Below are 25,202 nucleotides of genomic sequence, written 5' to 3'. Positions count from 1 at the left end.
AGCGGATATGTGTCAGCACACAGGATTATAAGCATGAGTAACGATTATTACCTGAACAACCCTCTGGTACATCAGGATCGCCAGTTGGCCAATGCCAGCCGTGATATTCCGGGCGGAGGAGAATGGACTCAGAGTTTCAGCTGCAGCCATATTCAGCCGCTGATTATTTGCCGTGGCCCGATCCGTAAAGAGGCTATGGATGTATTTGAGGAGATGGGCATTGAGCATTACGGCATTCTGTTGTCGGAAAAAGACTCCATCGTCTATCAAAACGCCTTAGCGCCAGAGCTGCGCAAACTGACCAATCCGGACAGGGTACACCGGGTACCGGACTACACCGGGGTCGATAAAGAAGAGCGTGACGTTCGCATCCAGCAGATCATCAATATCGCCAAAGACAATGGCTATAACGCCATTTACACCGGTTATGGCTTTATGGCCGAAGATGAGAACATGGTGTCAGCGATGGAGCAGGCCGGGCTGAACTTTATTGGCCCTTGCTCGCGCACCGTACACGATGCGGGTTTAAAAGATGAAGCTAAACGTACGGCGCTCAAAGTCGGTGTTAGCGTTACCCCGGGGATCGATAACGCTACCGCGTTGACCTTGCTGAAAAAACACAGCGATGAGGCGGCGTTGCTCGCTCTGGTTGAGCAACAGCAGTTACCACTCAATGGTGAAGCCTTCGAGGCGGCTGAAGAGCTAGTGGCTAAAGCCGATGTGGTTTTAGCGGCGTCGTATCACAAAGGTATTGACCTCTACAGTATTGACGAGCTGGCGGCGACCATCGCTGAGCAAGTGGTGGTGATGGGACGTGACTACCCAAAAAACCGCATTCGCCTAAAGTGCATCGGCGGCGGTGGCGGTAAAGGCCAGCGTATTCTGCCCAATCCATCGTCGTTTGATGGCGATCTGGAATCACAACTCGAACAGGTCGCAGCCTTAGCGCCGTCGCTGGTGCTGGAAATCCTGAATGAAGTCAAAGCGACCGGCCAGGGTGATAACAAAAACGTTCTGATTGAGCTGAACATCGAAACCACTCGTCACCAGGAAATTCAGGTGATTGGCAACGGCGACTGGACATTAGCCATGGGCGGCCGTGATTGCTCCTTGCAAATGCATGAGCAAAAGCTGCTGGAAGTGTCGGTCACGGTTGAAGACCTGGAATCGGCCCTGACGGAAGCAGTGAAAGACGGGCGTGACAGCGAGGCGCAGATTCTCAAGCAGGATATCGAAACCCTGCTGGAGATGGAGCGTCAATCGGAAGTGTTTGCAGAAGCTGTGGGTCTGGACAGTGTTTCTACTTTTGAGTGTATTGTTGATCGTGACAAACACTTCTTTATGGAGATGAATACCCGGATTCAGGTTGAACATCGGGTGACTGAGCTATGTTATGCGCTGAAATTCGTTAATCCAGACAATGACGATGACTATTTTGTGGTGAATTCGCTGGTCGAAGCCATGGTGCTGCTGGCGGCTCACGGTCCACGTTTGCCCAAGCCTCAGCGAGTGGTGCGCCATACTGCATCGGTGGAAGCGCGTTTAAACGCAACCAACCATGCTTTGGCGCCTCATGCTGGCGGTGTGATTGAGCATTGGTCCGATGCCCGCGAGGGTGAAATCCGCGATGATCAGGGCATCTCCCTGCACAATCCGGATACCGACGTATTTATGAAATACCATCTGGCCGGTGCCTACGACAGCAATATTGCCTTGCTGCTGACGGTGGGTGATAAGCGCCAGGACAGCTATGAGCGATTGGCTGAAATTCTGCGTACAACCGAGCTGCGTGGTAAAGATTTAGCCACTAATCTGGAATTTCACTATGGTCTGGTGAACTGGTTTTTGGGTAACAATATCAACGCCCGGCCAACCACCCGTTTTATCGTTCCTTACCTGACGGCAGTGGGGCTGTTAAAACAAAAAGCCAACAACTTCGATCTGAAACACGCCTATCAACAGGTATGTGCCAAAGCACTGGCAAGTGTGCGTTCAAACGATGAAAAAGCGGCCATGCAGCAGGTTCTGGCACGTAAAGAGCTGCTATTAACCCGTCCGATTGAGCGCTTATTTGCCGATCCGCATGTTTTAGCAGGCTGGTTAAGCATCAATCAGTACAACTTTGCTCAGACAGAAAAAGGCCAGATCATCTGGCTGAAAAATCCGGTTCAGGCGCTGAAAGACACCTATCACTTCCTCAATATGAATTACAACGCCGAGCATCCGGCGGCCAGTATGATCTGGGATCATGATCATGAGGTATTGAGTCAGGCGATTGCTTTCTACGATGAATTAGAACGCCGCCTGGAGATTACAGATTTTGCCGAATTATGTGCGGTTCTTAATGGCAAGTCAGCTCCCGAGGCCGTCGATGAGGAGCAATGGCTGGCGGTTCAGTCGGCGCACCTCGGTTATCAGGCCGGTTGTGACATTTTATCCTTGTTGCCATTTATTGGATTCAGCACCCGCTTTTTCGACCTGACCGTGAACGACGACCTGAGTATCCATATTCCGGAATGTCTGCTGGATGAAGCATTGCAGGCGAAGATGGCGAAGGTGCTGGTGCCACCACCAGTGGCGAAGAGTGATGAAATTCTGGCGCCTACCGGTGGTATGTTCTATTCCTGCGAAGCGCCGGGGCTGCCACCATTTGTTGAGGTTGGAAGCCACTTTGAAGCCGGTGAGCCGTTATACATCATCGAAGTGATGAAGATGTTTAATAAGGTGAATGCGCCGTTTGCGGGTACCATTAAAAAGATTCTGGTAGAAGACGACGGCACCATCATCAGTAAAGGACAACCGCTGTTTAAAATCACCCCGGATGAGGTGGTGATTGAAGAAACGGCCGAAGAAATTCAGGCGCGGATTGAACAGCAAACCGGTGAGTTTTTAGCCTGCATACAGTAGGGCTGACTCACCTTGTTGATGACGACTGTTTGTATAACTGATAAGCGAGAGCAGAAGCGAGAGAGTTATGATTGTTGCTTTAGACCATATCGCCATTGCTGTACCGGATCTGGACAAAGCCATCAAACGCTTTATGGAAGATTTTGGTCTGCCATACAAGGGGCGGGAAGATGTAGCGGCTGCTAAAACCAGCACGGCGTTTTTCCCGTTGCCAGAAACCAGTATTGAATTGGTCCATCCGTTAAATGGCGAAGGCCCGATTCAGGGCTACCTGGATAAGAAGGGCGGTGGTATTCACCATTTGTGTTTCCGCTCTGACGATCTGGAAGCCGATGTGGCGCACCTGAAAGCGAAGGGCTATCAGTTTTTATCCGATGAGCCTTCGATTGGTGCTCATAACTGCAAGGTGATTTTTATTCATCCGAAGAGTTGTGACGGGGTGTTGATTGAACTGAATCAGCCTCAGCTGGATTAAGCGGATAACAGATACTTTATCGCGACGCGCTGTAAACACATTCTTGTGCGCTGTCCTCGGCATCCATGCCTCCGATGCCGCTCACAAAGTATCTGATAACCGCCGATTAAACGTATAAATAGGAAGTGCGGGGGGAATGAATTATGGACAGACCCGATAATTTATTTGCCTCGCGCTGCCTGAAATTTTGTTGCTAAAAGTAGCGCATATCAGGAACGACCAATGACTGATAATAAAAAAGGCCCAACGTTAGAACAGTGGCAAGCACTGGCGACCAAGCAGATGAAAGGCATCACTCCTGAAGAAATGGAGTGGCATACGCCAGAAGATATTCCGATCAAAATCCTCTACACCCAGGATGATGTGAAAGATTTGGAATACGCCAATACCATGCCGGGCATGGCGCCGTATGTTCGTGGTCCGCAAGCGACTATGTATGCTGGCCGACCGTGGACCATTCGCCAATATGCCGGTTTCTCCACCGCCGAAGAATCCAATGCGTTTTATCGCAAAAACCTGGCTGCTGGTGCTCAGGGGGTTTCCGTTGCCTTTGATTTAGCGACCCACCGCGGCTACGACTCAGACCACCCTCGGGTAACCGGTGATGTCGGTAAAGCCGGTGTTGCGATTGACTCAGTGGAAGATTCAAAGATTCTGTTTGATGGTATTCCGCTGGATAAAGTGTCGGTGTCGATGACTATGAACGGCGCGGTACTGCCGATTCTGGCTAACTATATTGTTGCGGCAGAAGAGCAGGGCGTGTCTCAGGATAAGCTGAGTGGCACCATTCAGAACGATATTCTGAAAGAGTTTATGGTGCGTAACACCTATATTTACCCGCCAGCACCTTCGATGAAAATCATTGGCGATATTATTGCTTACACCTCTGAGCATATGCCGAAATTTAACTCGATTTCGATTTCCGGTTACCACATTCAGGAAGCCGGTGCCGATGCCGCGCTTGAACTGGCGTATACCTTGAGTGACGGCCGTGAATATGTGCGTACTGCTATCGCTGCTGGTTTGGATGTCGATGCCTTTGCGCCACGCTTGTCGTTCTTCTGGGGCATCTCCATGAACTTCTATATGGAAATTGCCAAGCTGCGCGCCGGACGGCTGTTGTGGGATCGGATAATGGCGGAGTTTAATCCTCAGAATCCAAAATCTTCTATGCTGCGTACTCACTCGCAGACCTCAGGTTGGTCTCTGACCGAACAAGATCCGTACAACAACGTTGTGCGCACCACGATTGAAGCCATGGCGGCGGTTTTTGGCGGCACTCAGTCTTTGCACACTAACGCATTGGATGAAGCAGTGGCGCTGCCAACCGAGTTCTCGGCCCGTATTGCCCGAAATACTCAGATTATTATTCAGGAAGAAACTGGTATTCGTCAGGTAGTCGACCCCTGGGGTGGCTCCTATATGATGGAAAGCCTGACTCAGCAAATTGCTGATAAAGCCTGGGAGCTGATCGAAGAGATCGAATCCAAAGGTGGTATGGCCAAAGCAATTGAAGAAGGCCTGCCAAAACTGCGCATTGAAGAATCCGCCGCCAAGAAACAAGCCCGTATCGACCGCGGTGAAGACGTGATTGTTGGCGTCAATAAATACGAGCTGGAGCAGGAAGACGAGCTGGAGATTCTTGAAGTCGATAATATGGCGGTGCGGGATTCTCAGATCAAACGCCTGGAAGAAATCCGCTCCGCACGTGACACTGATGCCGTTAATGCGGCATTAGCGGCGATCACTAAATGTGCAAAAACGGGTAAAGGCAATCTGCTCGACCTGTCGGTCAAAGCCGCGCGCTTACGTGCCACCGTGGGTGAAATCTCTGACGCTATGGAAGTCGAATTTGGTCGCTTCCAGGCCGAAGCCCGCACTATCTCGGGTGTGTATGGTGCACCGTATGAGAACGATGAAGATTGGCAGTCTATTAAGTCTGATATCGAGAGCTTTGAAAGTACCCATGGCCGCCGTCCACGGATGCTGGTGTGTAAGATGGGGCAAGATGGCCACGACCGTGGTGCCAAGGTCATTGCTACCGCATTCGCCGATGTTGGTTTTGATATCGATTTATCACCGATGTTCTCTACGCCGGAAGAAGTGGCGAAACAGGCGATTGAAAATGACGTGCACGTGGTGGGGGTTTCGTCTCAGGCGGCAGGCCATAAAACTCTGGTGCCAGCTTTGATTGAAGAACTGAAGAAGCAGGGTGCAGACGATATTGTGGTGGTCGCTGGCGGTGTGATTCCCAAGCAAGACTACGATTATTTGTGGAATGCCGGGGTGAAAGGCATCTTTGGGCCGGGAACCAAAATCCCGGTCAGTGCCCGTCAGGTGTTGGATGCGATTAACGATGTGCAGAGTTAATCTTCCTGTTTCTATAAAAACAACGCACCAATCGGTTACTTCTCGAAAGCAGCAGAAAAGTAATTGGTTGATTCGTTTTTAGTCAGTCGCAGTTATAGCTGGATTCTGGCTTTGTATTAAGTTATCGATGGCCATCGGGCGAGCAAAGTAATACCCCTGAATACAGTCACAGCCCAAAGCGTTGAGCTTGTCCTGCTGCGACTGTGTCTCAACGCCCTCAGCGATAACGCTAAGCTGCATGCTGCTGGCAATATTGATAATAGAGCAAATCAGTTTGCCATCTTTGTCACTGTCATCAAGTTGCGCGGTAAACGATTTGTCGATTTTTATTCGGCCAATCGCAAGGGCACTGAGTCGGGCAAGTGACGAATAACCAGTACCAAAATCATCAATGGCTATCGCAATGCCGGACTCATTTAACTGAGCGACCTTAGTTACGGTATCGTCAAAGTTATTGGCAATGGCCGATTCGGTAACCTCAAGCTCTAACTGATGAGAAGGAAAGTCATAGCGGGTCAGTATCTGTTGGACCATGGCTACCAGATTGCCCTGATGAAACTGGCGTGGCGAAATATTAATCGCCAGAGTCTGATCACTGCTCAGAATCGGCTTTATTTCTTTGATAGCCTGCTCCAGCACCCAGGCACCAAGCGCCTCAATTTGTCCGGTATCTTCACTAATAGGGATAAAGTCGAGGGGCTGGATCAGAATGCCGTTTTTACGCCAGCGTAATAAGGCTTCGTAGCCGGTAATCCGACCGGTTTTCAAACATTTTTGCGGCTGGTATTCGAGAAAAAACTCCTGATTCTCAATGGCTGTTGTCAACCCAATTTCCAATTGATGGCGCTTACTGGATTGCTCTCCCATTTCCGCGTTGTAATAGGTGATATCCCCCTTGCCGCTAAGCTTAGTGTGATACATGGCAGTATCTGCCGCTTTAGCAGTGATGGAACAGTTGCCGCGTCTTGAGGAAATAGCGCCACTCCGATACTAAAGGTCACACTGACTTCACCGGAACTTAGTACATAGGGGCGTTTACTGGCACGGGAAAATAGCTGATCCAGTTGAGACAGCGCCTGGTGATCGCTGAATTGCATCAGTACAAGAAACTCATCACCGCCCAGTCGTGCAACAAACCCCGGATCATTCAGTTCGCTGCTTAATCGTTGGCCAATTTGTTTTAATAATTCATCCCCCTGGCTATGACCAAAGGTATCGTTGATGGTCTTAAAGTTATCAAAGTCGATAAACGCCACCGCTACCTGGGTGCGTTTCCGTTTGCTGGTGCGCAGCATCTGCTTGAGTTGATCGATGGCAAAACTGCGATTCGGGAGTTGAGTAACGGTATCGTAATACGCCAGATGGGTTACTTTTTTATTCAGGCGTTTGATATCGCCGACGCGGCGGATGCTATACAGGGTCGAAACAATACCTGCATAAAACAGAAACAGTAAAATTTCGTCTAAGTCCCAACTTTCGTGGACTCGGGTAAACTCATACAGCAGTTCAAAGGCTTCGAAATCGGCCGCAATTGAACCAAAAGTTAATGCCACTACGCAGAATATGGCGAAATAAAACTCACGAGTTGAGCGTTTTTTTACTTGTTTACTCAGTGTTGTCTGTTCCATTGTTGTGTCGTTACCCTCCTTGTCAGGCAGCGTTCGGAAACGAGCAAAAACGGAATCGGCAAAGCATATAGAATTATTGTCAATTCTGATAGTAAATTATGAGTTGATGATGCTTTTGTCATCTTCCTGGGTCGAGTAACCAGTCTGTGTTTTTTTAATGACCAAGCCGTTACTATGACGGTTAATTTCACTCTTGCCTGGCCACAGCTGCTTTATGATCGATTTGGAACAATTAAAAACAGGCAATCGCCGGGCACTGGCAAAAGCCATTACCCTGGTCGAGAGCAAGCTCGACCAGCATCGCCAACAGGCCCAAAGCATTCTTAATCAACTCTTGCCGGATACCGGAAAGTCTATCCGGATTGGTATTACCGGTATCCCCGGAGTGGGTAAATCCACCTTTATTGAAGCCTTTGGCCTGCATTTGATTGAGCAGGGGAAAAAAGTGGCGGTACTGGCGGTTGACCCCAGTTCGCCGCTGCGTGGTGGCAGTATTCTGGGTGATAAAACCCGCATGGAATTATTATCCCGCGAAGAAAACGCCTTTATTCGCCCATCTCCCAGTGAGGGGGCGCTGGGCGGAGTGGCGCAGAAAACCCGCGAAACCATGCTGCTATGCGAAGCCGCTGGTTACGATGTGATTTTGGTGGAAACCGTCGGAGTTGGGCAGTCGGAATACGAAGTGGCGGCCATGGTCGATTTCTTTCTGGTGCTAATGCTTCCCAATGCCGGGGATGAGTTGCAGGGTATTAAACGCGGCATTATGGAATTAGCGGATGCGCTGGTGATTAATAAAGCCGATGGTGAAAGCATTAATCTTGCTCAGCAAACACAAAGCCATTACCAGAATGCACTGCACCTGATAAAGAATGCCAGCTTCTGGACGCCTCAGGTGAAAACCTGTTCGGCACTCAAAAAAGAGCGCATTCAGGATGTCTGGCAAATGATTGAGGCTTATCAAGCTGCGGCTATTGAGTGTGTTAATGCCGGCATATCGGCTTTTGATGAAAAGCGCGCCCGACAAAACAGTGAATGGCTGAAGAAGCTGATTCACGAAATGCTGGAGTTGCGGCTGAAACAAAACCCTCAGGTGCAGCAGCAAATGCCAGAGCTGGAAAATCAGGTGTTGAATAATCAGACAACGCCGTACAATGCTGCGCAAAAAATCATCGATCTTCTATGAACACCTTTGGATTATTTAAGGTGTTTTTAAGTACAGCAAAGCTATTACGGTAGTTGCTGATGAGACCGTGTAATTCAGGGATGAATTACCCGAGCGTACAGGGATGTATTTATAGCGTGTCTCAGCGGTAACTACCGTAATGGCGAATTGAAAAGTTAGTTTAAAAATGAACTCAGATATTAGCCAAACATTAAAAGACTTCTTTGTAGAACACCTGCCAATCACCCAGTTTATGGGGCTGGAAGTTGACTCTTACGATGGTGAGCAGCTGATTTTACAAGCACCGCTGGAGCCGAATATCAACGACAAGCAAACCGCGTTTGGTGGCAGTTTATACAATGCTGCCGTTATGGCCTGCTGGGGGCTGGTGTATCTGAAAACCCAGGAAAAAGGTATTCAATGTAATCAGGTGGTGACAGGAGGAGAGGTGAAATACAAAGCGCCGGTTGCTGGCACCATTCGCGCCATTGCTCAGGCGCCCGATGCAGCGGAATTCGATCGCTTTTTTGCTGACTACGCCGAAACCGGCAAAGCCCGGATTTCGCTGGATGCCATTATCACTACCGATGGACAACCTGGCAGTAAGATTGCTGTTACTTTTAGCGGCAACTACGCCATTATTTCTGGCTGACTTTTATCTTAATAACCTGTTTCTGGATAACCCTGCCTGAGTAAACGCGGGAACATGGCAGATAGGTTATTTTGGGCCTATCGTACCACTTTGTTGTGCGTGGCAAGCGATGTTCACTTAAATCAGCTTATAGTGTTCGCCTCTGACCAGACTTTTGGAGTGCGGAATGAAAAAAATAACAATGGCAGCACTGTTGTTGCTGGCAACATCCACCACAAGCTTCACCCATGCACACAACGACGGTGCCTACTATCACGGAGAAGGTGCTGTCGCCAGTCACCCCCGCTGGATGCAGCGCCTGAGCGACGATACGCCGCTTAATAAGATGTCGCTGCCGGGTACACACGATACCTTGTCCTTTTTTGGCGGCGATATTGTTCAGACTCAGTCGATGTCATTGAAAGATCAGCTGGAATCCGGAATTCGGGCGTTGGATATCCGTAATCGCCATATCAATAATGAATTTGCCATCCATCACGGCATTGTTTTTCAGAATGCCTGGTTTGGTGAAGATGTGCTGAAACCGGTGGTTGAGTTTTTGAAGGAGAATCCGTCAGAAACCATTCTGATGAATATTCAGCCAGCGCATACCGAGGTAGGCAATACCCGTAAGTTTGAAGAAACGCTGGATCAATATGTCGCAGACTATAACGCGCCATTCTGGAATCCAACGTCTCTGAATCCAACCCTGGGTGAAATTCGCGGCAAAATCGTGATGCTGTACAAGTTCTTCACCCCGCGAAACGTACGGGGCATTCATGAATCTCAGTTGGCGGGCGGTGCCACCGATTACACCATGGCGAATAACTGGGAATTGCACGAGCAATGGGAAGGAGTAAAAGCACGCTTCGAACGCGCGGATAATGGCAATCATGCGGTGATTTATAACCATGGCCTGAATGCTTCAACGGGTGCTTTTCCGTATTTTGTTTCCAGTGGTCATAGTTCTCCGGGCACATCGGCTCCACGTCTGGCGACCGGGCTAACCACACCGGGCTGGAAGGATTCTTATCCTGACTTCCCGCGCGTAAACTGTTTTATTGGCATCTGTACCATCGCCTTTGAAGGCTTGAATACGCTGGCAGCGGATTATATTCAGAACGGTAATATCCAGAGCCGCGCTCTGGGTCTGGTGTGGTCAGACTTTCCGGGTAAGCGCCTGATTGAAAGTGTGATTAATCTGAATGTGCCTGAGTATCGTATGTTGGTGGACCAGCGCAGTGGCTTATGCCTCGATGTGAAACACGCTCAGACCCATAACGGCAATGATGTCTGGTTGTGGCCGTGTGATGGTAACGCCGCTCAGTTGTGGGCCTATGATGCTGCCAGTGGTTATGTGAAAAGCAAGCTGGGTAAATGTCTCGATAATCGCGGACAAACTTACAGTGATGGCAGCGTTGGTATTTGGGATTGTGTTGATAGCAATAACCTGAGATTTGATCGTGTTGGCAATACACTGCGCAGTCGTAATGACACTAATATTGTGCTGGACGCCATGTCGACACAGCAGGGTGGTCGTATTGGCCAGTGGCAACATCATGGTGGTGCCAACCAGCAATGGTTTTGGAGGGAGTAAGGTTTTTTACTCTGATTTCTACAATTAATACGTGGCTCCCACGCTCTGCGTGGGAGCCAGATGAGAAGGGAGTTAATCCCTTCTTAATTCATCTTTTACGGCAATTGGATTCGGGTAATTAAACACCACTATATAGCTGGAAATGGCAAAGGTGATAATTGCTGTAGCCTGAATCAGAGAAGATCCCTGTTCACTAAGCAAATTGCTCTGCAAAGCAACAAAGGCAATCAGCAGGGAGAATTCACTGATTTGCCCCAAACGAAACCCTACATCCCAGGCCAGTGCCCGGCGCTCACTAAAGCGTGCCAGTAGCAGGCGGAAGGTGACAGGTTTTATCGCCAGCACAATGGCTGCCAATATCGCCGCCGGAACAATAACATCTGATAACAAACCAATATTGAAGCTGGCGCCTAAGGCAAAGAAGAACATCACCAGGAAGAAATCCCGCAACGGTTTCAGGCTGATGGCAATAAACTGCGCAATTGGGCTGGTAGCCAGCGTGACTCCGGCAATAAATGCCCCAATTTCATGGGTTAAACCAACGGCTTTAGCGCCTTCAGCGACCGCTAAGCACCAGCCAATAGCAAGAATAAACAGGTATTCCTGATAGCGATCAAAGCGGGCAATAAGCGGCAGCAGCACGCCTTTCACCAACAGATAACAGCCGGTTGCCAGCAGTGGCAGGGCAACAAACGGCTGCCATACCGGCATTTTGCTTTCACCTGACATCACGCCCAGCAAAATCAGCGACACAATTGCCAGCATATCTTGAATCAGTAACAAGCCGATCATCAGCTCACCAATATGCTTGTGGTGCAGCACCGTGGTGGGCAGCAGCTTGAGGCCAATAATGGTGGAGGAGAACATCATGGCTAATCCAACAACCAAACTATCCATCTGGCTATAACCAAAGCTCTGCGTTAAACCGTAGCCGCTGGCAAAAAACACCAATGAGCTGACGAGCGCAACCAGTGTGGCCTTACGCAAAACCGCTGCCAGTGCCGAAGGCTGCATATCCAGCCCCAGCAAGAACAACAGGAAAATAATGCCGATATGGGCCATATCTGACAGATTTTCCGGGTGTTCAATCCAGCCGATGCCAAAAGGGCCGACTAATGCGCCCAGTGCGATATAGGCAATCAGCAGCGGTTGGCGGGTGAACAGTGCCAGCGTGGCAAAGATGGTTGCCCCGGAAAACACCAGGAAAAATGAAAAAACAATATCGTGATCCATGCCTTTTATCTTAGTCGATGTGCAGATGAAGAGTGTGATGGAAGCTTAAACAAAAAAACCGCCACAAGGGCGGTTTTATATCAACGGAGTGATCAATTATTCTGGCGATTAGCGGCGACGATAAAGCGGACGCTGATCGTTGGCGTCGTTCTGGTAGCACACCGAGAAGGTGTCGAATGCGGCAATCGCATCGTCCAGATCCTGATCGCCGCGCAGCGCAAAGCTGGTGAAGCCACAACGTTGCATAAAGAACAGCTGGTCGATCAGAACATCACCTACGGAGCGCAGCTCACCTTCGTAGCCATAACGCTCACGCAGTAAGCGGGCGGCTGAGTAGCCACGGCCGTCGGCGAACTTGGGAAAATCGATGGTAATCAGGGCAAAGTGGCTGGCTTCGTCGGCCAGTTGCTCTGCTGTCTCACCCGCTGCCAGATGAACAGCCAGCTTACCGGCTTGCGCCTGAGCTTTCAGTTCGTCTTTGTTCTCGCTCCAGCGGGTCAGGCTGATGATGGCGAAGTCCTGAATGGCTTCGTCATCAGCAATTACCTGCCATTGATCATCTGATACCAGCTGGCGGCCTTTGATTAAGTTTGCCTTATTCAGGTTTTCCATAAACGGCCTCCTTGAAAGTGGTGTGACCAACACGACGGTAAACTTCCAGGAAGCTTTCGCCGTCGCTGCGTTTTTCTACATAACAGTCCAGTACTTTGCCAATCACATCCGGAATAGCCTGGCGTGAGAAAGATGGGCCTAAAATTTTACCCAAAGAGGTGTCGTCGCCGGCGTTGCCGCCCAGAGATACCTGATAAAACTCTTCACCTTTCTTATCAACACCCAGAATACCGATGTTACCAACGTGGTGGTGACCACAAGCATTCATACAGCCAGAGATGTTCAGGTCGATTTCACCTAAGTCGTGCAGGTAATCCAGATTGTCGAAACGAATCTGCAGATCTTCTGCGATCGGAATAGACTTGGCATTTGCCAGCGCACAGAAGTCGCCACCCGGGCAGCAAATCATATCGGTCAGCAGGCCCAGAGTTGGGGTTGCCAGACCTTTGGCTTTGGCGGTTTGCCACAATTCGAACAGCTTGCTTTGTTCTACATCGGCTAACACCAGGTTTTGCTGGTGAGTCGAGCGGATTTCACCAAAGCTGTAGCTGTCGGCCAGCTCAGCGATGTCTTCCATTTGCTCGGCCGTCACATCACCCGGCGCATTGCCTTTTTGCTTCAGCGCAAAGCTGGCGATGGCGTAGCCAGGCTTTTTGTGGGTGCGCACATTGCGTTGTACCCAGCGAGCAAAAGCAACGTTATCAGCCAGTGCTTGCTGGTATTCCGCTGGATTGTCGTCCAGTGCTTTGTAATCCGGTTCGGTGAAGTGTGATTTAACACGCTCCAGCTCGCTGGCCGGCAGCTTGCCTTCACCGTCTTTCAGGCGAGCCCATTCTTCTTCAACCAGCTCACGCATACGCTCGATACCCAGTGCTTTTACCAGGATTTTAATACGCGCTTTGTACTTGTTATCACGACGACCAAACTGGTTGTAAACACGGATGATGGCATCCAGGTAGGTCAGCAGATCTTCTTCTGCCAGGAAGTCACGAATCTCAGTGCCAACGATTGGGGTACGACCCAGACCGCCACCCACCAGAATGCGGTAACCCACTTCACCGGCATCGTTTTTAACGATGTTTACACCAATGTCGTGTACCTGAATGGCCGCACGATCTGCGCCCGGTACTGCATTAACGGCAATCTTGAACTTACGCGGCAGGAAGGCGAATTCCGGGTGGAAGGTTGACCACTGACGGATGATTTCACAGTAAGGACGTGGATCAACCAGCTCTTCTTTAATCACGCCAGCGTATTCGTCGGTGGTGGTGTTACGGATACAGTTACCACTGGTTTGTACCGCATGCATCTGAACTTCAGCCAGTTTGGCTAAAATTTCAGGGCATTTTTCCAGCTCAGGCCAGTTGAATTGCAGGTTCTGACGGGTACTGAAATGCGCGTAACCTTTATCATAGTCGCGGGCAACTTCAGCTAAAGCACGCATCTGTTTGGAGTTAAACAAACCATAAGGAATGGCGACTCGTAACATAGGTGCATAGCGTTGAACATAAATACCGTTTTGCAGTCGCAGTGGCAGGAATTCCTCTTCCGGAATTTTGCCGGCGAGGTAGCGATCCATTTGCCCCTGGAATTGGGCAACGCGCTCATTCAGCAATTGCTGATCATACTCGTCGTAAACGTACATAGTGATCCGTTGTTCTCATCAAGCTAATCGGTTTTGTTAATCTTCTATGGCGGCGCACTTTAACAAAGCCTGCATATTCTTAAAATGAATATTTAACTATATCTAAATACCAGCAGGGCATATTGATGACGAGCTGATCTGGCGCACGCAGCGATTTTCGTTCAGTGATTATGCCATTGATTGGCTTTTCGGGCAGTCTGGATTAATCGATATGGGTAATCGGAAAAAACGGATAAGACTCCGGCCTGCCACAGCGTTTGCGCCAGCTCGGGCGAGTTCACGGTAAAGCAGGCCATTGGAACGCCGTGCTCGCTGAGTTGCTGAACCAGTCTGGCATCAAAGAAATCGGCACTGAAATGCAGTCCAAGTGCCTGGTATTCATCCAGACGCTCCTGCCAGTTATAAGGAATGGCGTCGACATTCAGCGCGCGAGCGATATCCGGCAAGTGCTGCTGACAAGCTTTCAGCGCATGATGGTTAAAGCTGCTGAGTAGCAGGCTGTTATCAAAAGGGACTTGTTGTAACGCGGTGCGAATGGCCCAGACGGTTTCGGTCTCCCGGCCAATAGTGGGTTTAACCTCCAGGTTCAGGTTCAGCCCCAGCTGATTACATAAGGTCAGCAACTCTGCGAGTGTCAGGATGTTTTCGCCGCGGTACTGAGGGGAAAACCAGCTGCCACAATCGAGCGCTTTAAGTTCTGACAGACGCAGTTGCGCCACATGACCGTCACCATTGGAGCAGCGCTTCAGTTCGGAGTCGTGAAAGATTACTGCAACACCTTCGGCGCTTATAGTAGCGTCAACTTCAATCCAGTGGGCACCTTGCTCGGCCGCTAAGCGAATGGCGGCAGCGGTATTTTCCGGCGCTTCACCACTGGCGCCACGATGGGCAATCACGGGTTCCATCTGCTGATAAGGATTGTTCAGGCTGTCCAGCGAGAAGGGACGATACGACGTCATACACAATCTCCATGGTGGTCAAGAATGAGTAGTCAGGAATGAATAGTCATTAATGATTCAAATACGAATGTCTGCCCAATGTCGGCTGCGCCAGATTACACCATAAACCAACGACAGCGAAACTCGCTGCACACCTTGCAGAATCCAGACGCCCGTTAGTCCGGCACCGGCAAACGGACCAACAAAATAAGCCAGTGGTAATAACACGGCCCATTGCATGATCAGATTAATTTTCATCACCTGCTTGCTGGCCCCAGCGCCTAACAAAGCTTGAGTCAGCACCATAGCCGTGACCTCCAGTGCAATGGCAAAGCCGGAGATGCGTAACGGCCAGGTGCCCAGTTCAATCAAATGAATATCCGGAGTGAATAAGCGCAGAATCTGCTGTGGGAATAGCCATAGTGGCATGCCAACCACCGCCATAATCAGTGCTGCTACGCGCACAACTTCCCAACCCCATTGATAGGCATCCTGCTTATCGCCACGCCCTAAAGCCTGACCCACCAGACTACTGGAGGCAATGCCCAGCCCTACGGCGGGCAGGATCAGCAGCAACGCCAGATTAATCAGGATGTGGCCAACCGCCTGTTCCTGGGTGCCGATCTGACCGATGATCCAGAACATCACACTGGTGCCCAAGGCAAACAACACTTGCTGGGTGGAGTTCGGAATGGCCAGGCGTGCGACGGAGAGTATGGTGTTGCGATTTGGCAGTGAGATGGCGTGGTTCAGGTGTCGCCTGAATGTCAGCCAGAAATACACCAGCGTACCAATCACCATGGAGGCAGCGGTACCCATGCCCGAGCCAACGGCACCATAGCCATAAATTCCTAAACTTGGCAGGCCAAAGATCAATAAGTAGCTCAGTACCACATTGGCCAGGTGCATAAAGAGCAGGACTTTGAGGTAGGTTTTGGAGTCGCCAATGCCACTCCAGAAACCACGAAACACGAAGTTCATACCAATAAAAGTGGCTGCCAGGGTGCGCCATTCGAAGTAGGGAATTGCAATGGCGGCAACATCGTCGCTGTTGTTAAACAGCGGGATAAAAAACGGCGCGCCGAAATAAAACAACAGGGTAAGAGGGATGCCGCAGAGTAGAGCCAGTAACAGCCCTGATAATAAAGGTTCAGCCAATTGGCCTTGAGGGTTGCCGCTACTTTTTTGTGAGCCGCCGCTTTTTTGCAGTTCTCTGGTTTTCTGTAGTTCGCCACTGCGCCTTGCGACCAGTGCCTGAACACCAGAAGATAAGCCCATCACGGCTGAGACCACAATAAAGCTGGCGTAGCTACCAACGCCAACCCCGGCAAGTGCCACATCCCCTAAGCGGCCCACCATGGCGGCATCCACCAGATTGATCAGGCTCTGCGATAACATACCACCAATAATAGGCACGCCAATCAGCAGGATGCGCTGTAGTCGCTCGGGTGAAATAGCGAGCAGCCTGGCTACTCGCTGTTGTAATAACATCATTTAAAACAATGTCTTAGTGTGCTTAATTCAGGTGAATTAGCGATCATAAGATAAGTTCGGCGACAGCCAGCGTTCCATATCGCTGACCTCACGACCTTTACGCTCAGAGATGCTTTCTACCTGATCCTTGCCAATCTTACCTAAGCCAAAGTACTTGGCTTGTGGGTGAGAGAAGTACCAGCCGCTGACCGATGCTGCCGGGAACATGGCGAAGTTTTCAGTCAGGGTTACGCCGGTGTGTTTCTCTGCATCCAGTAGTTTAAACAAGGTGGTTTTTTCGGTGTGATCCGGACAGGCCGGGTAACCCGGTGCTGGGCGAATGCCTTTGTACGCTTCTTTGATCAGAGCTTCGTTATCCAGCTGTTCATCGGCAGCGTAACCCCAGGTGTCTTTACGAACGATTTCGTGCATACGCTCAGCAAAGGCTTCAGCCAGACGATCTGCCAGCGCTTTGATCATGATGCTGTTGTAGTCGTCGTTGTTATCGTCGTATTGCTTCGCCAGAGTTTCGGTTTCCAGGCCCGTGGTGACCACAAAGCCACCAACGTAGTCGGTTACCGTGCCTTCCGGTGCAACAAAATCAGCCAGCGAGAAGTTTGGCTGATCATTTGGCTTATCGGTTTGCTGACGTAAATGATGTAACAGGGCGATTTCTTCCTGGTCATCATTTGAAAAAACAACTAAATCATCTGGGCCACGACGCTGTGCTGGCCATAGGCCCACCACGCCTTTGGCGGTGAATAGCTTCTCGTCTACGATACGCTTCAGCATGACTTGTGCATCTTTAAACAGATTGGTTGCGGCTTCGCCGACCACCTCATCTTCTAAGATGCGTGGGAATTTACCCGCCAGCTCCCAAGAGAAGAAGAATGGTGTCCAGTCGATGTAGTTCACCAGGTCAGCCAGATCGAAATCGTCGTAAACCGTGATGCCTAACTTGTTCGGTTTTGGTGGCGTGTAGCCATCCGGATTGTCGGCGCTGGCCCAGTCTGCCTTGAAGCTGTTAGCAATAGCATCATCGTAGTTCAATAATGCCTTGGCTTTACGATTAGCGCTGCGCTCACGTACCTTGATGTATTCTTCGCGGCGCTCGTTGATGTATTCCGCTTTGTCTTTAGGGTTCATCAGCTTCTGAGCAACACCTACGGCACGAGACGCATCGGCTACATAAGTAGCAATATCGTTCTGATATTGAGGCTCAATCTTCACTGCAGTATGTGCTTTGGAGGTGGTTGCGCCACCAATCAGCAGCGGCATCTGATAATCCAGACGTTGCATTTCACGTGCGACGTGCACCATTTCGTCCAGCGATGGGGTGATCAGGCCTGATAAGCCAATGATGTCGCAGTTTTCTTCTTTGGCAACTTTCAGGATTTTCTCCGCCGGAACCATCACTCCCAGGTCGATCACTTCAAAGTTGTTACATTGCAGTACCACGCCCACGATGTTTTTACCGATGTCGTGTACGTCGCCTTTTACCGTCGCCATCAGGATTTTGCCCTGACTTTGTGACGCGCCGTCTTTTTCTTCTTCAATAAACGGCAGCAAGTAGGCTACCGCTTGTTTCATTACGCGGGCGCTTTTCACCACCTGCGGCAGGAACATTTTACCGGAGCCGAATAAGTCACCCACCACGTTCATGCCGTCCATTAACGGGCCTTCGATCACCTCGATAGGGCGGTCGAACATCTGGCGTGCTTCTTCGGTGTCTTCTTCAACAAAGCCGTTGATGCCTTTTACCAATGCGTGAGTTAAACGCTCGCGCACCGGCAGCTCACGCCAGGCTTCGTTTTCTTTTTCCTGAACTGAACCGTCGCCACGGTATTTCTCGGCGATTTCTAATAAACGGTCGGTGCCGTCTGCACGTTTGTTGAGGATGACGTCTTCAACGCGGTCTTTCAGCTCTTCTGGCAAATCATCGTAAACGGCCAACTGACCGGCGTTGACGATACCCATGCTCATACCATTTTGGATGGCGTAATACAGGAATACCGAGTGGATTGCTTCACGCACCGGCTCGTTACCACGGAACGAGAAGGATACGTTGCTCACGCCGCCAGAGATTTTGGCGTAAGGCAAGTTCTTAGTAATAAACTCACACGACTCAATAAAGTCTACCGCGTAGTTGTTGTGCTCTTCGATGCCCGTAGCAACGGCAAAAATATTCGGGTCAAAGATGATGTCTTCTGGCGGGAAGCCGACTTTATCAACCAGAACGCGGTATGAACGCTCACAGATTTCATTTTTACGCGCAACAGTGTCAGCCTGACCGACTTCGTCAAACGCCATTACAACTACGGCCGCACCAAAACGCATGCAGCGCTTGGCTTTGTCAATAAACTCTTCTTCACCTTCTTTCAGGGAGATGGAGTTCACCACTGGCTTGCCCTGAATGCACTTCAGGCCCGCTTCAATGATTTCCCACTTAGAGGAGTCCACCATGATTGGCACGCGGGAAATATCCGGCTCAGAAGCAATCAGGTTGAGGTAGCGCACCATGGCCGCCTCAGAATCCAACATGCCTTCATCCATGTTGATATCGATGATCTGAGCGCCGTTTTCTACCTGTACGCGAGCGACTTCTAAGGCTTCGTCGTAGGCTTCTTCTTTGATCAAGCGCTTAAAGCGGGCAGAGCCGGTAACGTTGGCGCGTTCACCCACGTTCACAAACAAACTATCTTCATCGAAGTTAAACGGCTCAAGGCCAGACAAGCGACAAGCGCGTTTGATTTCTGGAATCTTGCGTGGCGGGTGTTTGGCCACGGCCTTGGCCACGGCTTCGATATGAGCCGGGCTGGTGCCGCAACAACCACCAACGATGTTTAAGAAGCCGCTGGCGGCAAATTCTTCTACGATCTCGGCCATTTCGCTGGCTGACTGATCGTACTCACCAAATTCGTTCGGTAGGCCCGCATTAGGGTGAGCCGAGACAAAGGTAGAAACCTTATTGGATAGCTCTTCAACGTGCGGGCGTAGTTCTTCCGCACCCAGTGCGCAGTTCAGGCCAACCGATAGTGGTTTAGCGTGAGCGACTGAGTTCCAGAACGCTTCTGCGGTTTGGCCAGACAAAGTACGGCCAGACGCATCGGTGATGGTGCCGGAGATCATGATGGGCAGCTCTTCACCTTTGCGCTCAAAAGCTTCCTGTACCGCAAAAATGGCCGCTTTAGCATTCAATGTGTCGAATACGGTTTCGATCAGAATGATGTCAGCGCCACCGTCCATTAACGATTCGGTTGCTTCAACGTACTCTTCCACCAATTGATCAAAGCTGATGTTACGGAAGCCCGGGTCGTTTACATCGGGAGAAATCGAGGCGGTTTTACTGGTTGGGCCTAATACACCCGCAACATAACGTGGTGTACCTGTTTCTGCTTCCACTTCGTCGGCAACACGACGCGCTAAGGCGGCGGCTTCGCAGTTCAGCTCAGGCACCAGCTCTTCCATGTCGTAGTCGGCCTGGGACACGCGAGTGGAGTTAAAGGTGTTGGTTTCGACGATATCGGCACCAGCCATAAAATACTGGCGGTGAATGCCGGCAATGATGTCTGGCTGCGTGATCACCAACAGGTCGTTATTGCCTTTTACATCCTGGGCAATATCGGCGAAGCGTTCACCACGGTAGTCTTTTTCTTCCAGTTGGTGCGACTGAATCAGGGTGCCCATGCCACCATCCAGAATATGGATGCGTTGCTCCATATTGGCTTTTAACCGGGCGATACGTTGCTGACGTAACTCAGTTAATTGGGCAGGAGATATTGATTCAGACATGAAAAACCTACAACGCTGATAAGTGAACGGGTTTGTAAAAATGGCGCGGGATTGTAGCAAAACTGAAGCTGGATCACATCCGCTGGGGGAATAAAACCTCAAGCTTGTCTGTGATCGACCGGCAATAGATTGTTTTACCCAACTATTTTACTTGGGTATTTCGTGGCGCGGGTGGATTAGGTAATATAGCGCCACTTGATTGAGGTAGAGATGATGACTGAATACGTAACCATTACCCCGGACGCCGAAAGTTACCTGGCAGAGCTGCTGGAAAAGCAGAATGTTGACGGGATGGCTGTTCGTATTTTTATTACCCAGCCGGGTACTAAATACGCCGAGACTTGTCTGGCTTATTGTCGCCCGGAAGAAGTGAGTGCCAATGATGAGCTTCAGGTGATGGAAAAACTCAAGGTCTATGTAGAGGCCATGAGCATTCCGTATCTGGAAGAGTCAAAAATCGACTTCGCCAAAGACCGTATGGGTGGCCAGCTGACCATCAAAGCACCAAACGCTAAAATGCCAAAAGTGAATGAAGATAGCCCGGTTCAGGATCGCATCAACTACTTGCTGTATACCGAGGTTAATCCGGGTTTGGCAGCGCATGGCGGTGAAGTTAGTCTGGTCGATTTCGATGAAGAAAGTGGTATTGCGGTACTGAAGTTCGGTGGTGGTTGTCAGGGCTGTAGCGCTGTTGATATGACCTTAAAAGACGGTGTAGAAGCGAGCCTGGTCGCCAAGATTCCGGAAGTAACCGGTGTGCGCGATGAGACCGATCACTCGCAAACTGAAAACGCGTATTTTAAATAAGCGCGAATCAGTCTCTGAACCCGAAGTGATGACTTCGGGTTTTATTTTGATAGTTTTGGAATGATTGGTTCAGAATGCTATTGTTAGCCACAGTAGTGCCATTAACGTAACGAGTAGATGTATGCGCCCGGTTGAATTTGAGCGTCAGGCGGTATTGGTTAAAGCGATGAATTGCTTCTGGCTTCATGGCTATCAGGCCAGCAGCATGGCGCTGCTGTTGAAAACTATGGGAATCAGTCGTAGCAGTTTTTACAACAGCTTTGCCGATAAACAGCAGCTTTATTGTGAGTGTCTTACGCTGTACGTGGATCAGATTCTGACGGTCTGGCAATTGCTGGAAAAGCAGCATTCAGGAATCAACCTGCTGCGTCAGTTTTTTTTATTTACTCTCACTGGGCAGTCGTTTGTTCCTTTGCAGCAGGGGTGCTTGCTGGTGAGCTCAGTGTCGGAGTTCAGCGGTGTTGACCAGGGCTTGCATCAGCAGGTGCTGCAACAATTCAACCGGGTTAAGCAGCAATGGCAGCGAGCCTTAGAAAATGCTGCTGTTAATGATCCTGAGGTGGCTGTGGAATGGTTGGCCAGCCTGTTAATGGGATGGCGCTTGCAAGGGCAGGCGGGGTTGTCGTCAGAATTGTTAGCCCGGCAAATTAATTGGTCGTTTGATCAGATGCAAATGACCTGAAAAATAACAAATACGGAATCAAATAAAACCTACCAGGAGAAAGATATGAAAATGATGTGGATTAAGTCGCTGTTTATCTCCGGCTATCTGACGCTGGCATTTGTCACTCTGATTTATGCCGGCTATCAGGGGTGGCTAACGTCGTCACCCGCTTTATGGCTGCTGTCTCTTACCGCGCTACCAATCAGTGCTTTTATGGGGTGGTTGTTTCTCGGTAATGTGCCACGCACATCGGCCAATATTCCACAGTTAACCGTGCCAACCATTGTTGTTTCCGTCGCAGCCGCTTATCAGGGAGTGGCAGAAGCCTTACCGGTTGTACCTGTGGTGGCCGCTTTGCTGGTGACGGGTGCGTTGTTGTATGTGTTCTGGTATAGCCGCTTTGGCGATCGCAGTCAGTCTGAGCTTAAGTTGGGCGAAAAGCTGCCACAGTTTGAGCTGCAATACCCGGATGGCACAAGGTTTAACTCCAATGACAGCCAGGGTCAGGCGGGGCTGTTTATTTTTTATCGCGGCAACTGGTGTCCCTTGTGTATGGCGCAAATCAAAGAAGTAGCAGCCCAGTATCAGCAGTTGGAGCAGCGGGGCGTAAAAACCTACCTGATCAGTTCCCAGTCCCATGCTAACAGTGAAGATCTGGCAAAACGTTTTGCGGTGAACTTTAACTTTATGGTCGATGTTGATAATGCAGCGGCTAAAACGCTGAAAATTGATGCTGTTGGTGGTACGCCAGCTGGCTTGCAGGGGCTTGGATACGATAGTGATACGGTGATGCCAACGGTATTAATGACCGATGCCACCGGTAACATTATTTTTCTGGATCAAACGGATAACTACCGCGTTCGTCCTGAGCCAGAAACCTTCCTGCAAATTCTTGACGGTAAGCTTGCCTGAGGTTTGTTGAGGCTGGATTCAGGGCTGGCCGGTTGGCTTTGGCCCTGAATCTCTATGATCTTGAATCTATGATCCTGGATTTATGGCCTTAGAAATCGCTGCTTAAGAAAAAATCGATTTATAAGAAAGAATCGATGCTTAAGCCAATGCGATATTCGCCGGACTGAATTTCCTGAATACGGCATACCGTAACACTGGCGTGTAGTGCCGGAGTCGTGCCACCACCACTGGCGACTTTCAGCTCACCTTTGCTATTGGCAGGAACAGTATCTTTACTTCTCAGCTGCACACCGCTTGAGCTGAGGTCAATACAGGTCATTTGATGCACCTCACCGTTTTCCAGAGTGAGTGTGGCGGGTGTATCCACCTGCATACGAATGTAATCCCTTTTTTCCTGAAAGTTACGTGCCGTATTGGACATAAACAGGCGCTCCTCGTACTGGTCTGTTGTGGTATGAGACGGTTGTTATATAAAACGTACCGCTATGTAAGAATCATTCAGCATAGCTCGTGCCATTACAATCACGGATTGTCTGATGATTAAGGATAGACAGGAATGTCCGAAAAAACCCGTTTTTAGTAATTGTTCAAAAGTGATCAGAAAATTATCAGGGAGCATTGCAACACAACGCACTAGGCGTTAGTGTTCGCAGCTTAATTTAGTTGGTTGGGAGGCACCGGTGGCCGCCAATTTGTTGGTCATTGACGAAGGTGTTCTGGAGCGTAGCGGCATTGCTGCTTACCTTGTAAAACATCATCATGCATTGGTATTTACCGATAATGCCCCGGATGCTTCGGCAGTCTTAGCTGAACAGGCGATTGACGCTGTTATTTGCGATCTCGACACGCCCGGGTTTGATGGCCTTGGGCTGTTACGCACAATAAAACAACACAGCTCACTGCCGGTTCTGGTGGTCTCTTCATCGGACGATATGGAAAACGTTGTTCAGGCATTGCGCTCGGGAGCGGATGATTTTCTGGCCAAGCCGCTTGAAAGTCCCGAAGTGCTGGAGTATTCATTATCTAAAGCACTGGAACGGGAGCGACTGGAAGCTGAAAATCGCGCCTATCGTGAGCATCTGGAAAAAACCAATACTGAGCTGCGCCGTGGCCTCGACGAATTACGCAGCGACCAGTTAGCCGGACGACATGCTCAGCAACGAATGCTGCCTGATCCCCTGACTTTTCGTGAACTGCGTTGTCAGCACCGGATTACTCCATCTTTACTGTTAAGCGGTGATTTCCTGGATTATTTTGAGCTGGATGATGATCGGCTGGTGTTTTATATAGCCGATGTTTCCGGCCATGGAGCTTCTTCAGCCTTTGTTACTGTGTTGTTGAAGAATCTGACTTATCGTCTTAAACGCAACTTTAATCGTGGCTCCAGTGATGATGTCATTCATCCGGCTCAGGTTTTGCAACGAGTGAATGCGGAAATGCATGCTTCGGAGCTGGATAAGCATCTGACCATGTTTTATGGCGTTATCTGTCTGAAAAGTAATGTGCTGCATTACAGTGTAGGAGGGCATTTTCCAATGCCTATTCTGCTCACCAATAACGGCTCACGCTACCTTGATGGTCGCGCGATGCCAGTGGGCTTATTCCCGGAAGCGCATTATCAGGAATACACAATGTCATTGGAATCGAACTTTTCTTTACTGATGTTTTCTGACGGGATACTGGAAATCATGCCGGAATCGACCTTGAATGATAAAGAAGAGGCATTATTGGCGATGGCAATAGAAAGCCGTGGTGATATTAATAGCATCGCTGAGGCACTGGGCATTCCGTATCGGGATGAAGTGCCGGATGATATTGCCATGGTGTCAGTTTCGAGAGGTGGCTTATGACATCCGGAGAGATATTTGTCGCATTTGTTGATGGCGCGCATGTTATTCGCCTGAAAGGCGATGTTCGCCTGAATCTCTGTTCGGCGCTGGAAAAATATCTGGATGATATTCTCACCAAGCCTGATTTCAGCAATATTGTGGTGGATTTATCCGAAGCCATCGGAGTGGATAGCACCACACTGGGACAAATTGCCAAGATTTCTATTCTTTGTCGTGATCGCTTTCATCTGACACCGACCATTGTTAGTCCTAACCCGAACATTACCAAAATCCTGTTGTCGATGGGGTTTGATCAGGTGTTCCATATTATTGATGAGACCTTACCGGATGACGCCGACTTTACCCAGTGGGCGGCAACGGCTGTGGATGAAGACGAAGCGCGTCAGCAAGTAATCGATGCTCATAAGGTGTTAATGGGCATGAATGAGAAAAATAAAGACACCTTTAAAGAGTTGGTCGACTGTCTGGAAGCCGACCTGCATAAGCACTCCTGATCCAACTCCCCC

At 49.8% G+C, this 25,202-nt stretch carries 20 protein-coding genes; 11 read left to right on the top strand and 9 right to left on the bottom strand.

Annotated elements, in window-relative coordinates:
- Positions 1–33: 33 nt before the first annotated feature.
- The 3 genes from ACO05E_RS17400 (at position 34) to scpA (ending at position 5,752) form a co-directional block, all read left to right on the top strand.
- Positions 34–2,907, top strand: coding sequence for a biotin/lipoyl-containing protein (locus ACO05E_RS17400; RefSeq protein WP_419810755.1), 2,874 nt, complete (start codon positions 34–36; stop codon positions 2,905–2,907).
- 67 nt (positions 2,908–2,974) lie between these two features.
- A complete protein-coding gene (gene mce, locus ACO05E_RS17395) occupies positions 2,975–3,382 on the top strand; it encodes a methylmalonyl-CoA epimerase (RefSeq protein WP_419810754.1) in 408 nt (135 codons plus the stop codon).
- A gap of 222 nt (positions 3,383–3,604) precedes the next feature.
- The gene (gene scpA, locus ACO05E_RS17390) at positions 3,605–5,752 is read left to right on the top strand and encodes a methylmalonyl-CoA mutase (protein WP_419810753.1); all 2,148 of its coding nucleotides are present in this window, start codon (positions 3,605–3,607) and stop codon (positions 5,750–5,752) included.
- 78 nt (positions 5,753–5,830) lie between these two features.
- Here the strand turns inward: scpA and ACO05E_RS17385 are convergent, their stop codons facing one another.
- Both ACO05E_RS17385 and ACO05E_RS17380 read right to left on the bottom strand, forming a co-directional pair.
- Positions 5,831–6,673, bottom strand: a complete 843-nt coding sequence (locus ACO05E_RS17385; RefSeq protein WP_419810752.1) for a putative bifunctional diguanylate cyclase/phosphodiesterase — start codon at positions 6,671–6,673, stop codon at positions 5,831–5,833.
- Positions 6,574–7,380 (bottom strand): diguanylate cyclase domain-containing protein, encoded by an 807-nt coding sequence (locus ACO05E_RS17380; RefSeq protein ID WP_419810751.1) that lies wholly within the window; start codon positions 7,378–7,380, stop codon positions 6,574–6,576. Before ACO05E_RS17380 ends, ACO05E_RS17385 begins: the two co-directional genes overlap by 100 nt.
- 214 nt (positions 7,381–7,594) lie before the next feature.
- Between ACO05E_RS17380 and meaB the strand changes: the two genes are divergently transcribed.
- The 3 genes from meaB (at position 7,595) to ACO05E_RS17365 (ending at position 10,770) form a co-directional block, all read left to right on the top strand.
- Positions 7,595–8,563 (top strand): methylmalonyl Co-A mutase-associated GTPase MeaB, encoded by a 969-nt coding sequence (meaB, locus tag ACO05E_RS17375; RefSeq protein ID WP_419810750.1) that lies wholly within the window; start codon positions 7,595–7,597, stop codon positions 8,561–8,563.
- Between the two features lie 166 nt (positions 8,564–8,729).
- Positions 8,730–9,194, top strand: coding sequence for a YiiD C-terminal domain-containing protein (locus tag ACO05E_RS17370; protein WP_419810749.1), 465 nt, complete (start codon positions 8,730–8,732; stop codon positions 9,192–9,194).
- 166 nt (positions 9,195–9,360) lie between these two features.
- A complete protein-coding gene (locus tag ACO05E_RS17365) occupies positions 9,361–10,770 on the top strand; it encodes a phosphatidylinositol-specific phospholipase C domain-containing protein (RefSeq protein WP_419810748.1) in 1,410 nt (469 codons plus the stop codon).
- Positions 10,771–10,842: 72 nt separating this feature from the next.
- Here ACO05E_RS17365 and ACO05E_RS17360 read toward each other — a convergent pair whose 3' ends face one another.
- From ACO05E_RS17360 to metH, 6 genes are all read right to left on the bottom strand, one after another.
- Positions 10,843–12,003, bottom strand: a complete 1,161-nt coding sequence (locus ACO05E_RS17360; RefSeq protein WP_419810747.1) for a cation:proton antiporter — start codon at positions 12,001–12,003, stop codon at positions 10,843–10,845.
- Between the two features lie 108 nt (positions 12,004–12,111).
- Entirely contained in the window at positions 12,112–12,615 is a 504-nt protein-coding gene (locus tag ACO05E_RS17355) for a DUF934 domain-containing protein (protein ID WP_419810746.1), read from the bottom strand.
- The gene (locus ACO05E_RS17350; RefSeq protein ID WP_255856640.1) at positions 12,599–14,260 is read right to left on the bottom strand and encodes a nitrite/sulfite reductase; all 1,662 of its coding nucleotides are present in this window, start codon (positions 14,258–14,260) and stop codon (positions 12,599–12,601) included. The genes ACO05E_RS17355 and ACO05E_RS17350 overlap by 17 nt, the downstream gene beginning before the upstream one ends.
- 161 nt (positions 14,261–14,421) lie before the next feature.
- Positions 14,422–15,219, bottom strand: coding sequence for a glycerophosphodiester phosphodiesterase family protein (locus tag ACO05E_RS17345; protein WP_419810745.1), 798 nt, complete (start codon positions 15,217–15,219; stop codon positions 14,422–14,424).
- Positions 15,220–15,276: 57 nt separating this feature from the next.
- Positions 15,277–16,692, bottom strand: a complete 1,416-nt coding sequence (locus tag ACO05E_RS17340) for an MATE family efflux transporter (protein WP_419810744.1) — start codon at positions 16,690–16,692, stop codon at positions 15,277–15,279.
- 36 nt (positions 16,693–16,728) lie between these two features.
- Entirely contained in the window at positions 16,729–20,463 is a 3,735-nt protein-coding gene (metH, locus tag ACO05E_RS17335) for a methionine synthase (RefSeq protein ID WP_419810743.1), read from the bottom strand.
- Between the two features lie 213 nt (positions 20,464–20,676).
- Between metH and nfuA the strand changes: the two genes are divergently transcribed.
- The 3 genes from nfuA (at position 20,677) to ACO05E_RS17320 (ending at position 22,846) form a co-directional block, all read left to right on the top strand.
- Complete coding sequence (gene nfuA / locus ACO05E_RS17330; protein ID WP_419810742.1) at positions 20,677–21,270, top strand: Fe-S biogenesis protein NfuA; 594 nt, start codon at positions 20,677–20,679, stop codon at positions 21,268–21,270.
- A gap of 121 nt (positions 21,271–21,391) precedes the next feature.
- Positions 21,392–21,952, top strand: coding sequence for a TetR/AcrR family transcriptional regulator (locus ACO05E_RS17325; RefSeq protein ID WP_419810741.1), 561 nt, complete (start codon positions 21,392–21,394; stop codon positions 21,950–21,952).
- 45 nt (positions 21,953–21,997) lie between these two features.
- Positions 21,998–22,846 carry a redoxin domain-containing protein gene (locus tag ACO05E_RS17320; RefSeq protein WP_419810740.1) on the top strand — a complete coding sequence of 283 codons (849 nt, stop codon included), beginning with the start codon at positions 21,998–22,000 and terminating at the stop codon, positions 22,844–22,846.
- Between the two features lie 118 nt (positions 22,847–22,964).
- Here ACO05E_RS17320 and ACO05E_RS17315 read toward each other — a convergent pair whose 3' ends face one another.
- Positions 22,965–23,267, bottom strand: coding sequence for a PilZ domain-containing protein (locus tag ACO05E_RS17315; RefSeq protein ID WP_419810739.1), 303 nt, complete (start codon positions 23,265–23,267; stop codon positions 22,965–22,967).
- A 259-nt stretch (positions 23,268–23,526) separates the two neighbouring features.
- On the opposite strand from ACO05E_RS17315, the gene ACO05E_RS17310 reads away from it, so the two are divergent.
- A complete protein-coding gene (locus ACO05E_RS17310; RefSeq protein ID WP_419810738.1) occupies positions 23,527–24,696 on the top strand; it encodes a PP2C family protein-serine/threonine phosphatase in 1,170 nt (389 codons plus the stop codon).
- A complete protein-coding gene (locus ACO05E_RS17305) occupies positions 24,693–25,190 on the top strand; it encodes an STAS domain-containing protein (protein WP_419810737.1) in 498 nt (165 codons plus the stop codon). The genes ACO05E_RS17310 and ACO05E_RS17305 overlap by 4 nt, the downstream gene beginning before the upstream one ends.
- Positions 25,191–25,202: the final 12 nt, after the last annotated feature.

It is taken from the genome of Bacterioplanoides sp. (assembly GCF_965226395.1).
Taxonomy (GTDB): Bacteria; Pseudomonadota; Gammaproteobacteria; order Pseudomonadales; family Oceanobacteraceae; genus Bacterioplanoides.
The sequence above is the reverse complement of the archived record's forward strand: the minus strand, read 5'-3'. Positions and strand labels throughout refer to the sequence as shown.